Genomic DNA, 11944 nt, shown 5'->3' with positions numbered 1-11944 from the left:
TCTTATGGCAAGAAAAACACATTTATTATGTTTGTTTCTGTCAATGGCGATGTTAGTATCATTTGCCGGGGCGGAAATCAAAACACAGTGGAGCGGCAGCCTGGAAAGTTATGGAGCTGACGATTCATGGCAGGGGGCCGCGGCGGCTCGAAAGGGTTTTGCGAATTATTTTTATGACTGCAATTTCAGTGTGGTAGAGGTTCAGCTTGACGGGACGGTCTGGATGGATTATTCACCCGCCTTTGCCGCTGACAGTGCCGGGATCAGCCAAGGTATCGGGGCAGGTGTCATCAGCTCAGCTTACGATTCTGATGAGCTGGCATTCACACTTGCGGTTACTATTGATGATGCCGGATATCCAAGCGCCTCTTTGAGCGGAGTTGCTTTCAAGGCGCAATGGGCAGGCTCTGATATAACGGGGCTTCGGTTCAACTTTGACCTGAGTACAACAGCGATCCAGAAAGTCTGGGGTGATGATTTTGACAGCTATACCGAGGAGGCATTTCTGGGCACTACAGATTCCTGGTCAACCGGCTGGGAAGGCTATGTAAACGCCGAACATACAGCGGCAAGAAGGGCCGCGGTCGGCAGATTCGCCGGTCAGGTCTGGATGCGTGATGATTATTACGGAGGCTTCCCCGATGACTGGCAGTATTTAGTAAAGCCATGTATTCCCGATAAGGTCGATTCGCACCACAAAGACGGAGTTGAACTTACAGACTATATTGTCAGATTCAATGCTGCTAAGCGAAACGCAGACTCTTTGACTAAATGTAATTATTACGCCCTGGCAAGATACAACAGTATCAATGACCATATTCTCTTTGAGGTCGGCTGGGGGCCATACAGCGAAAATTACTATGCTATAATGCACGATACTGAGGGTGACGGCGTGTTTGACCCTGCCGCACCGGAAAATTATGAAAGTCGGTACCTGGCGGCTATTGATATTGACCAGCCCGTTTACATGACACTCAAGGTAGAAGGCGCAGACGTTACGGGTGTCGCCGAGCATAACGGGGGCAAGGCTGTTATGAGATACCAGACAACGCTTACAGCCGGCGAACCTGGCTTCGGCGGAGAGTGGCGTTGGGGTTACATGGACGCATTGTTTGATGATTTTGAAGTTTACACCGTGGCAGCGGATGAACCTTTGGTCTGCGGTGACGACGGAACTTATTACTTTGAGGCCGATTTAAACCAGGATTGCTCAGTTGGTATAGATGATTTTGCTATGATGGCAGAAAACTGGCTGAAAACACGGTAATAAATCTTTGAAATGGAAATTATTAACTGAAAGTATAGTACTATGAAGATAAAAAATATTTTAATCACTGCCTGCTTAGCTTTCGCCGTCATCGGCGCGGTTAACGCAGAAGTCCTTTTCGAGGATAATTTTGACAGTTATGAGTTTCTTCCCGAGGAATTGCTGAGCTGGGGCTTTGCCAACCTGGCAGACGCGGCGCCGGATAAGTGGATATCACCGTATGCCGGCGATCCTTCCGCTGCAAGTGTAGAGATGAAGGTCGGCCCGGGCAAACCCGGAATGGTCTATTACTCTGATAACAACGCACTTTACTCGGCTCTCGGGCTTTATGAGGCTGTTATAGACGGTCAGTGGGGGACGGATTATACCATATCTATCGACTACCATAAACTCACTGACAGGCATACTGAAGACAGTGATGGAGATGGCTATCCAGATTACGAAAACTATATCCCTCACATTTATGTCGCTGGCAGGATTGGTGACGGCCAGTATGTTCTGGGCGGGATCGCCCTGGGTTCTATTCAGGAAGACGGTAAACGAGATGTTTATGCCCGTATCCGTGACAGCAATGGCGGCACCAACGGTGATACCTGGGTTGCCGAACATAATCCCGAGCTGCCCGTAAATATAGAGCTGACACTCTCAGGCACATACGCCGAGCTGAAAGTCAGCCATGCCGGTTACAGCCTGACGGTCAGCCTTGTTACAGATGTTGTCGGCATGGGCTCTGCCGGTTTTGGCTGCCAGAGACAGTGGGGCGGCTACGGCAAGGCGTATTTTGATAACTTCGCGGTAGAAGGTACAGCCTATGTGCCTCCGCTGCCTGGAGATATAGATAATAATGATGTTGTGGATCTTGCTGATTTCGCGGCGCTCGCGGCGGACTGGACGAAATGTTCTGATCCGGCGATGCCCGAGTGCGATCAGTACTGGAGATAAGAAGTAAATCTGCACGCAGTTGTGCAGAGTAAATGTTAGTGTAACTCTTGTTTGAAGGAGAAAAAAAATGAGAGAAATGATGAAGTTAAGTTTGTTTGTTGTTTTAAGTGTTAGTGTATGTTTAAACGCGGCAACATTGTTTCAGGACAATTTTGACCAGTATGACTACAATTCCGGTGTGAAACTGGATGTCCAGAGCGGCGGAGTATGGCAGGGTGCCGGAGCACCAATGACCAAGTTTGTCAGTTGGGCTCCCGGCTGGGCTCAGCACTCGAACGGGACCTACGGTGATACAACCATGAGGCTCGCTTTTACAGATGCAGGTCAGAGTGATATGATTGTAGATGTAGATACCAAAATGGTTTCCGGTTATCCGATGGAATACTATGCCGCCGCAAGAGCGTCAGATTCACAGTATGTCGCGGCAGGTGTCGTATTGGATACCGCTAACTTAGATGCATACGCCCGTATCATTGACAGTGACGGCGCAGCATACGGCGACTATTACTTCGCTGACTACGACGCGGCACAGCCGTTCCATATTCAGCTTATAGTTGACGGTGCCGATGTAACGGCGAATTTCAGCCATCTTGGCGTGGACATAACACTGAATACAACAACAACTGTACTTACAGGAACAAACGCCGGCTTCGGCGGAAAATATCGTTGGAATTATCCAAACGGTTATTTTGACAACTTTGCTGTTTCGGAAGTTCCGGAACCGGCAACAATGTTACTCCTGGGGCTTGGCGGACTTGCCTGTCTCAAGAGAAGAAAATAAGTTTTTAACGATTTGAAACGGGGGCCCGCTAAAAGGGCCCCCAACAAAATTGAGGATTAAAAATGACTACAAAAAACAGGTATTCTAAGGCGTTCACCCTGATTGAGCTTCTTGTTGTAATATCAATTATCGCTTTACTTATGGCGATTTTGATGCCTACTCTCAGCCGCGCACGACAGCAGGCTAAGGCCGTTGTTTGCGGCACGAATTTGAAAACCCTGGGCACGGTATGGACCTTTTATGCTGAAGACAACAACGGGTACTTTCCAATGGGTAACTCCTGGAGAACCTGGAAAGCCTGGTGGAAAGGCCCCGAAGACGGCGGCATAACTAACTACCTGCCCTCTGGAAGCCGCTGGGCGGCAGAGGCAGATGAAAGCGGCGTATTTGAAGGGTATTACTGCCCTGCAAACGCGAAGACGGCAATGAGCGTTGAGGCAACCAAAGACGGAAGCGGCGATGGTTTTGGTATCGGAACAGGCTATCACTATAATTATCATCTGGGTTTCCAGAGATATACAAAGATAGCAAAGGTTGAACAGGCCGCACAGGTGCCGCATATGTTCGATTACTGGTATGCCGATGCCACCAAGCCGAGTCAATACATGGGTAATTATTTCAGTTCGGCTTTTGATCCGGCAGAATCGCCCAATGACTGGAGAGCCTGGCGCTTTATGCAGGCTGTTCCGACTGTACACGGCAGCGGGAGCAACTTCTCGTTTGTTGACGGGCATGTTGAGAAATGCCAGTCACTGAACACAGAGGAAGACTACGCCAATAAATACATCTGGGAGCCTGCCGGAAGCTACTACAAGGAAGAGCCGGGCATGTCCCTGTTCTAATCTGTATTGATGTATATATATTCAGCTGTTGAATTTTAGATAAGGGAATCCATGAAATTATCTTCGATAGTACTTCTATTACTTTGCTGCAGTCTAACTTTTGGTTATGATCTTTCACTCTGGCCCCGCGGAGAAACGGCATATCTGGTACAGAATTGCGATATGCCGGTATGGCCGCAGATGCCTACAGAGGCGCTTGGCGGAGACGGGTCTCTGGTTTTGTCAATAACCATGCCTTCCGGTTTCAAGGTCTCATCCGGTTATGGTGAGTCGCAGGCGTTTGCGATGCAGCCAAGGCCGCTGATGGTGCCCTTTGAAATCTGCATAAATACCCTAAGCGAGCAGCAGGTAACGGCTAAGGTAAAAATGCCCTCGGTGCCGGCAAAGATGGTAGAGGACAATCTAAAATATTCAGCAGATATCGAGAAAAGCTGCCGGGCGGCGGTCCTGATAAACCCGGGAAACGCCAAACCCGGGAAATATCCCGTCAAAATCAGTTTACAGCTTGAAGAAAGCGGCAAAACCTGGGAGCTTGCAGACGCGGAGTTTATTGTTTTGCCCGAGCTCAAGGGTAAAAGCCCGCGGCGGCTGCGTTCAGAGGCGTTTGATTATTGCGGCTATGCGAATCCGGAATTCAAAGACGCTATAAAAAGGGCGGTTCTTGGCAGCGGTATAAATATTTTGACGAACATGCGGCATTTTGAGCAGGACGACACACTTGCTCAGCTGCTCAAAGATCAGGGCGTGCGGCCGGGATGGATAATGTTCTGGCATAATATGATGCCCGTTCTCGCTGAGAAATACCCCGAGGTGTACCCTCTCGACGCAGAGGGAAACCGGATAACCAAACCTGATTTTCTGCTTAAGAACAACATCTGCCACACGTGGTGTCTTGATAACCGTGAAAAGGTAAAAGATGTAATCAAGGAATATTTCAAAGAAAATGTTGTCGGCAGATACGCCGCAGTAACAAACGATAACGAAGAAAAGGCCGCGGCACGCGACAGGTCCTATATCTGCGGCGATGTTCATACGCCGATCACAATGGATGCTTTTAAAGAGTTTGCCGAAATTGAAGCATCAAAAGAACTTACACCTGAAATAATAAGAGATAATTATCTCGAAGAATGGATTGATTTCCGCTGTTGGCAAAGTGCTCAGATGTCATCTCTTATGAGCGAGGCTATCGCCGAGATTGACCCGACTATTGAGTACGGCTATTACAGCGGGCACAAATACGTTGGGAACCTCGCCGGTTTCAGCAAAGCGATGTACGCTACCGACTGGGACCTTCTCGCAAAAGAAGGCGGCATCTATTACGGCTCCAGCGGCTATTACGGAAGCACCAAAGACTACGCGGCTACGACCGAGGCGCTTGGAAGCATTCCGCATATACCGGCAGAGATGTTTATAGAGAATTTCCTCGATTTCAAAAAAGACATGCCCACACCCGAGCAGTTCAGCTACCGGCTGATGAAATCGCTTATGTACGGCAGCGGCGGTTTTGCCGTGTGGTATCTTCAAGTCCTCGACGGAGCCGGCTATTACGCCGTATCGGAGGTTTCAGCAATTGCCGCGGAGATAGAGGACTATATTCTTGATGGCGAGGATTGCAGTGACGAGCTTATATTACCCTTTGGCCTTGACAAAGATGCCGTTTTCGCTTATAAACTCGGACAGAAACGCATGGTTGCGGTTTTCAATCATTCTGCCAGGCAAAAAAATATAAGAATCGGCTGGAAAGAGGCCATCAGCAAACCGGATACCGTAGAAATAGTAACCGGCAGGAATCTGGCAGATTCAAAGTTTATGGCGGCAGAGCTTGAGCCCAGAAGCTATGCTGTATTTGTAACACTTTCTCAAGGCAATTGATATTGGGCAAGGGTCTATAATAATGGCAAAAATTACCGGAACTTTTTTAGACGAGATATCTCACGACATACCCTCGGCCAACTGGGGCCCGCAGGATTGGGCGCGGGATTTTCGCGCTATGAAAGAGACAGGCATAGATACTGTTATCATAATCAGAAGCGCCTACAGGCGTGCCGCGACATTCGATTCAGAAGCGATAAAAAAATCTGTCGGCTCAATATTGCCCGTGCCGGTAGATTTGCTTGATTTGTTTCTGAGCCTTGCCGAGGAAAATGGGATGGATCTGTTCTTCGGCACGTATGACAGCGGCGAATACTGGATGAGCGGCAATTACCGCAAAGAGGTGGATATCAACAAGGCTTTCACTGAAGAGGCCGTCAACAAGTACGGACACCGCAAGGCTTTTAAGGGCTGGTATATGTGTCATGAGATCGATACCTACAACGACAAGATCATGAAGGTTTACCGTGAACTCGGCCGCCACCTCAAAGAGCTCAAGGATATGCCGATACTCATATCGCCGTTCATACACGGCAAAAAGCAGTTCTCCGAAGACCCGACAAATCTATCAGAGCATGAAAAACAGTGGGACAGGATTTTTGCCGAGATCACTGATTGCGTTGATATTGTCGCATTCCAGGACGGCCATGTGGATTTTCACGAGCTGCATGACTATCTGGCGGTTAACAGCAAGCTGGCAAAGAAGTACGGCATAACGAGCTGGGTAAATGTTGAGACATTCGACAGGGATATGCCGATCAAGTTCATGCCTCTGCCCTGGCCGGCGATGCTGCATAAGATTCAGGCCGCTCAACGGGCGAAGGTTGACAAACTGATAACATTTGAGTTTTCACATTTTTTAAGCCCCAATTCTATCTATCCCGCAGCGCACAATCTGCATAAAAGGTACTGTGAATGGCTGGCTGAGTCGGGCATCTCTGAGGAGGCTTTGGCCAAAGGCGAGGCAGATCCGGTTTAACTGCCATGGATAAGGACTTGGTTACATCGCCGGCAAAGCGGGCCTATTCCCTTGATATGCTTCGGGGGATTGCCATACTGCTGATGATACTTTCCGGCCTTGAACCATTCGGCAGCCTGCCGTCGTGGATGTACCATGCCCAGACACCCCCGCCTTCACATCAGTTTGATCCGAACCTGCCGGGGATAACCTGGGTGGATCTTGTATTTCCGTTTTTCATCTTTTCCATGGGTGCGGCGATTCCGCTCTCACTTGGCAGAAGGCTTAAAAGCGGCCAATCCGTCTTCTCGCTTTCAATAGCAACGCTCAGGCGGTTTGCCTGGCTGCTTGGTTTTGCGATATTCGCTAAAAATATAAACCCGTTTTCGATAAGCGGCGAGCCGACTGCCGGTATATGGCTGGTATGTATGTTGATGTTTGGACTGATGTTTGCCATCTGGGGCAGGTGGCCCTGGAATATGCCCGCCGGCGCACGAACGGGGATAAAAACCGCCGGTATAATCGCTGCCTGTTCGATACTTTATTTTATAACCTACAAAGACGGCAAGGGCTTCAGCGTTTACAGAAGCAATATCATTCTGCACGTTCTCGCCAATCTTGTACTCTTTGGCGGGCTGATCTGGCTCTTCACCCGCAATCATCCGATGCTGCGGCTTGGCGTGATGGCTCTGGTGCTGGCAATCGGGCTTTCCGCCTCAGCAGAGAACAGCTGGCTCAAGACCGCCGGTTCGCATTATGAGCTGACATTTATCAAACCGTATCTGACGGAGAAGCTGCGTTTTCTTTATGATTTGAGCTGGATAATCCAGTGGCGGTTTCTGAAATACCTATTTATAATTATTCCCGCTACTATAATCGGTGAGAATATCAGCGACTGGCTGAGCAGTAAGACTGAAAAAGAAGATACTGCCTGGGCCCCGTTTAGATACATCATGCTCTTAGTACTATCGCTCTGTATTGTATTCGTTACAGTGGCGGGGCTCAAAGCCCGTTATGTCTTTGTGACTTTTGCCGCGGCGTCTGTGCTGTCTCTGCTTGTATATTTAACTGTGCGGAAACCGCTCAACAGTGATGAGAGGCTGATTGAAGTCATGTCGAGATGGGCCCCGTTCTGGCTTGTACTGGGGTTTCTGCTGGAGCCGTACCAGGGCGGCATAAAAAAGGATCCAAGCACATTAAGCTATTATTTTATCTGCACGGCGCTGGCAATTTACTGTATAATTATTTTTACGGTGCTGCTGCAAAGATATAATCTGACGAAATACTTTAAGGTTTTGATATACAACGGCCAGAATCCGATGATAGCATATATCTCCACCCCGAACGTTCTGCATCCCCTGCTGGGGCTGTTTGGCCTGCGGGCGGCTCTGCTGGATTTCTACAGCAGCCATCCATTGCCGGGCTTTGTGCTGGCAGTCGTATTGACCGCGGCGGTGGCTGTTTTTGTAAGCGTATTCTCTAAGAAAAAAATATATCTAAGAACATAGTCAGGATAGAGCTAAAATGTTAAAAAAAATCACCATTGTAATTATGCTCGTTTTTTGCTGTACGTTTGCCCTGGCAGTTGACGAGGTTTCGACCCCGTACAAAGGCGTTACCCGTACCCACAGAACTTTGACCGAACCAAGACCTCTCAACATCAACGTCCTTGTGATCGACCTGGCAGAGCCGACGATAAGTTTTAAGGCCACACCCTCAAACGGAGACGCCGCCGGCGAGACATCCGGCAAGACAGTTCGGGATTTTGTCCTCGAAGAAGGTGCTCAGATCGGCATAAACGGAGGCTTCTTTTTCTGGAACAGCACCTCCGGCGGTTATGACGTTATGGGCTATGCCGCGTCGATGGGGCAGACTTATTCCGGTTTTACCGCATACGCGGACTGGCCCGAGCCGTATGTGTCGCTGAATATCTCACAGGACAACAAGGCGGATATGATATATCCTGTGCCGAATTTTCCGATTGGATATTATACAGCACCTTTCAGCGTAGAGGTTTACAACGCCGTCCCCGGCAGTGAGTGGATTATTCAGGACGGGGTGAAGCATGTTACCGACTGGAATCACCACTATGAACTGCACCCCCGCACAGCCGCGGGCATAACACAGGATAACAAGCTGATACTGATGACCGTTGACGGCAGACAGGCCGGCTTCAGCGAGGGAATGACCGTTGCCGAGGTAGCCGACGTTCTTCTCGGGTTTGGAGCGTACCAGGGGATAAACCTTGACGGCGGCGGTTCAACCACCATGTATTTCGGCGAGCCGTATTACGAAAATATCAATGTGTCTATCGACGGCGGGGTTCCAGGGCAGCAGAGGGTAACAGCAAACAACCTTGCGGTCTTCGCCGAGGCAGATAACAGCTTCCCTGAATATTTCATTTTTAACGATTTTGAGAACGGTGACGAGGGCACATTCGCCTATTCACCCGGCTACTCCGGTTCTACGCAGGGTATCGTTGCCGCGGAGTCAACCGCGGATGCCGTTACGGGGGAGTCCTGGACGCTTGATGGCAGTGCAAGGCTTTTTGTAAAAGATGACCCTGAATTAACCTCTGTTTCTGAGAATCCCGGCGGCGGCTGGTTTGTCAGGTGGGTATCGGGCTCTACCGCAAGCCCATCGCAGAATATTACCGCACCGGTTGGCGGCTATGCCGGTTTCTGGGCAAAGACAACGGCAGAGGATGTCAGTGTGTCTCTGTGTATCGACAACGACGGCGGCATGGAACGCGGGATTCCGATCGCACTGCCGGCAGACGGTTTCTGGCACTGCTGCCAGTGGAATCTCGACGATGAGAGCCAATGGCAGGGCTGGGTCAACGGAGACGGGCAGATAACAGGCTCGGCATTTTCGCTTGACAGTATTCATATATTTGGGCCAAACGCGGATGTTGAGCTCTATATCGATACGGTTAGTCTTTCCGGAACGGGGTCTCTGGACTTTATTGAGACGTGTGAGCAGCAGCACAAGGCCGGCAGAGGAAACGCCGCCGACCTGAATCTGGATTGCGTTATCGATTTACTCGATTTCAAGCTGCTGATAGAAAACTGGCTTAACCAGTCTGAATATGATATTGACAATTCGGACGGAGCACATATCATTGATGTCAAAGATTTTGCCGTGTTGGCGAAAAACTGGCTTTTAGAGACGATATAGGATTTGACTATGCTGAAAATATATTCTTTAGTTTCAGGGCTTTTGATGTTTTTTTTAATCAGCGGCTGCGGCGATGAGCCCGCCGCGTACTCTGTTCAGGGCGAGCCGGAGTTTTCCATTGGTGTTGTTGCCGACGTGCAGTACGCTGACAGGGACGATATACCCAAGTATAATTCGTATTACAGGCCGTCTCTGGGCAAATTAACCGAGTGCGTGGAGACTTTCAACCGCCGCGATCTGGAATTCGCCATTCAGCTTGGAGATTTGGTAGATATACACCTTGAGAGCTATGATAAAGTTCTCCCGATCTGGGAAAAAATCCGATGTGATAAGTATCATGTCATTGGCAACCATGATCTTAGTGATACCGCTGATTACGATACCTTGCTTAACAGGTTGTCCATGGATAGTAACTATTATGATTTTAAGCGGGGCGGCTGGCGGTTTATTGTTATTGATACAAACGAGATAAGCGTATTTTCACAGCCCGAGGGCAGCGAGAAATATGAGCTTGCCCGCTCGATTCTGGATAATCTCAAAGAGCAGGGCTCGCCAAAGGCGGTTCCCTGGAACGCTACCGTCAGTGATGAGCAGCTTGATTGGGTTGATGCTTTGCTCAGTGAAGCAGACAACGCCGGCGAGCCGGTTGTGATTTTCGGCCATCATCCCTACGTCTCACGCCAGGAAAGCCTGACGGCGTTGAATAATGACAAGGTTGTTCAGGTTTTTGAGTCGCACCCGTCTTTTAAGGCGTATATCTGCGGCCATGACCACGATGGGGGCTATGTATATCAAAACGGCAGGCATTACCTGACACTTAACGGGCTTATGTCAACGCCCGATACAAACGCGTACGCGATAATGGACTTTTATCCGGGCAGAATCGTTGTAAACGGTTTTGGCAGGGTAGATAGCAGAGAAATGAACATAACGGATTTTGCGGACAATGAATAAAGAATACATAAAAACATACAGGGATAATCTTGTAAACTCGGTTATTCCATTCTGGGAGAAACATTCTCCAGATTACCAAAGCGGCGGCACATTCACCTGCCTTGACTGGGACGGAAGTCTTTTTGATACAAAGAAATATATCTGGCTTCAGGGCAGGTCGGTGTGGATGTTTTCGCGGCTGTACAACGAGTTTGACAAGAATGATAAGTATCTTGAGATTGCAAAGCTCGGCGTTGATTTTATAAAAAAAAACGCAATAGACCCAAAGGGCAGATATTACTTCTCGCTGACCCGTGAGGGCAGGCCGTATTTCTACCAGAGGAAAGTTTACGGTGCGGTTTTCTGTATGCTTGCATATCTCGAATACGGCAGGGCGGCCGGCGAAGAGCGGTATTTCCAGATGGCACGGGATCTGTTCTGGAAGATAAAGCAGTGGGTTACAGACGCATCTCTTCTGGACAGGCCGGTTTTTGACGGATTGCCCAAAACCAGCAGCCTTGCCGACGTTATGGTGCTGGCAAGTATGGCGATCGAGCTTCAGCAGCATGAGCCCAAAGATGAATATCTCGAGGTGATCAACGAGAGCATCAAAAATGTCTGGGCGCATTATAATGAAGATAAACGGGTGCTGATAGAGAACGCCCCGCTTGACGGCTCTGATATCTCCGACTGGCCGGAAGGGCGGTTTTTCAATCCGGGGCATTCCATAGAGGTTGCCTGGTTCCTGCTGCATCTCCTGCGGTTTGTGGATGATAAAAAATCGCGTGATATGGCGTTTGATGTACTCGAAGGCTCGCTTGATTTCGGCTGGGACAAAGAGTACGGCGGGATATACTACTTTATGGACCTTGAGGGCCGGCCGACTATACAGCTCGAATCGAATATGAAGCTGTGGTGGCCCCATACCGAGGCTATATACGCACTGAATCTTGCCTACACAATAACCGGCGATAAAAAGTGGATCGACTGGCTCAGGAAAGTGCACGACTACAGCTTTGAGCATTTCGTTGATGATAAGTTCGGCGGCTGGTTCGGCTACTGCGACCGGATGGGTAATCTTACCCATACATGCAAGGGCAGTGCCTACAAAGGGTTTTTCCATGTTCCCAGAGCTCTGCTGATGTGCACGCAGCTTGAGAATGGTTTTTAAA

General features: G+C 49.2%; 10 protein-coding genes. All 10 read left to right on the top strand.

Translation table 11 applies throughout. From position 1 onward, the window contains the following. Positions 1–4: 4 nt before the first annotated feature. The 10 genes from SMSP2_RS10520 (at position 5) to SMSP2_RS10475 (ending at position 11943) form a co-directional block, all read left to right on the top strand. The gene (locus tag SMSP2_RS10520) at positions 5–1267 is read left to right on the top strand and encodes a hypothetical protein (RefSeq protein ID WP_146683905.1); all 1263 of its coding nucleotides are present in this window, start codon (positions 5–7) and stop codon (positions 1265–1267) included. A gap of 42 nt (positions 1268–1309) precedes the next feature. Next, complete coding sequence (locus SMSP2_RS10515) at positions 1310–2209, top strand: hypothetical protein (RefSeq protein ID WP_146683904.1); 900 nt, start codon at positions 1310–1312, stop codon at positions 2207–2209. Positions 2210–2276: 67 nt separating this feature from the next. After that, positions 2277–2990, top strand: a complete 714-nt coding sequence (locus tag SMSP2_RS10510) for a PEP-CTERM sorting domain-containing protein (RefSeq protein WP_146683903.1) — start codon at positions 2277–2279, stop codon at positions 2988–2990. 62 nt (positions 2991–3052) lie between these two features. After that, a complete protein-coding gene (locus tag SMSP2_RS10505; protein ID WP_146683902.1) occupies positions 3053–3832 on the top strand; it encodes a prepilin-type N-terminal cleavage/methylation domain-containing protein in 780 nt (259 codons plus the stop codon). A 51-nt stretch (positions 3833–3883) separates the two neighbouring features. Next, on the top strand, positions 3884–5704 hold the full coding sequence (locus SMSP2_RS10500; RefSeq protein ID WP_146683901.1) for a hypothetical protein: 1821 nt from the start codon (positions 3884–3886) through the stop codon (positions 5702–5704). A 22-nt stretch (positions 5705–5726) separates the two neighbouring features. Then, positions 5727–6683 (top strand): DUF4434 domain-containing protein, encoded by a 957-nt coding sequence (locus tag SMSP2_RS10495; RefSeq protein WP_146683900.1) that lies wholly within the window; start codon positions 5727–5729, stop codon positions 6681–6683. A 5-nt stretch (positions 6684–6688) separates the two neighbouring features. Then, positions 6689–8170, top strand: a complete 1482-nt coding sequence (locus SMSP2_RS10490; protein WP_146683899.1) for a DUF5009 domain-containing protein — start codon at positions 6689–6691, stop codon at positions 8168–8170. A gap of 16 nt (positions 8171–8186) precedes the next feature. Beyond that, positions 8187–9839 carry a phosphodiester glycosidase family protein gene (locus SMSP2_RS10485; RefSeq protein WP_146683898.1) on the top strand — a complete coding sequence of 551 codons (1653 nt, stop codon included), beginning with the start codon at positions 8187–8189 and terminating at the stop codon, positions 9837–9839. A 9-nt stretch (positions 9840–9848) separates the two neighbouring features. Continuing rightward, the gene (locus SMSP2_RS10480; RefSeq protein ID WP_146683897.1) at positions 9849–10793 is read left to right on the top strand and encodes a metallophosphoesterase; all 945 of its coding nucleotides are present in this window, start codon (positions 9849–9851) and stop codon (positions 10791–10793) included. Then, the gene (locus tag SMSP2_RS10475) at positions 10786–11943 is read left to right on the top strand and encodes an AGE family epimerase/isomerase (RefSeq protein ID WP_146683896.1); all 1158 of its coding nucleotides are present in this window, start codon (positions 10786–10788) and stop codon (positions 11941–11943) included. The genes SMSP2_RS10480 and SMSP2_RS10475 overlap by 8 nt, the downstream gene beginning before the upstream one ends. The last annotated feature ends 1 nt before the right edge of the window (position 11944 follow it).

The sequence above is a fragment of the Limihaloglobus sulfuriphilus genome (genome assembly GCF_001999965.1).
Taxonomy (GTDB): domain Bacteria; phylum Planctomycetota; class Phycisphaerae; order Sedimentisphaerales; family Sedimentisphaeraceae; genus Limihaloglobus; species Limihaloglobus sulfuriphilus.
This window is presented reverse-complemented; position numbering and strand designations above follow the sequence as displayed.

Excerpts from the sequence above, each read along its gene's own strand:
- SMSP2_RS10510 (WP_146683903.1), top strand. The coding sequence starts at position 2,277 with ATGAGAGAAATGATGAAGTTAAGTTTGTTTGTTGTTTTAAGTGTTAGT.
- SMSP2_RS10515 (WP_146683904.1), top strand. The coding sequence starts at position 1,310 with ATGAAGATAAAAAATATTTTAATCACTGCCTGCTTAGCTTTCGCCGTC.
- SMSP2_RS10500 (WP_146683901.1), top strand. The coding sequence starts at position 3,884 with ATGAAATTATCTTCGATAGTACTTCTATTACTTTGCTGCAGTCTAACT.
- SMSP2_RS10485 (WP_146683898.1), top strand. The coding sequence starts at position 8,187 with ATGTTAAAAAAAATCACCATTGTAATTATGCTCGTTTTTTGCTGTACG.
- SMSP2_RS10475 (WP_146683896.1), top strand. The coding sequence starts at position 10,786 with ATGAATAAAGAATACATAAAAACATACAGGGATAATCTTGTAAACTCG.
- SMSP2_RS10480 (WP_146683897.1), top strand. The coding sequence starts at position 9,849 with ATGCTGAAAATATATTCTTTAGTTTCAGGGCTTTTGATGTTTTTTTTA.
- SMSP2_RS10495 (WP_146683900.1), top strand. The coding sequence starts at position 5,727 with ATGGCAAAAATTACCGGAACTTTTTTAGACGAGATATCTCACGACATA.
- SMSP2_RS10490 (WP_146683899.1), top strand. The coding sequence starts at position 6,689 with ATGGATAAGGACTTGGTTACATCGCCGGCAAAGCGGGCCTATTCCCTT.
- SMSP2_RS10520 (WP_146683905.1), top strand. The coding sequence starts at position 5 with ATGGCAAGAAAAACACATTTATTATGTTTGTTTCTGTCAATGGCGATG.
- SMSP2_RS10505 (WP_146683902.1), top strand. The coding sequence starts at position 3,053 with ATGACTACAAAAAACAGGTATTCTAAGGCGTTCACCCTGATTGAGCTT.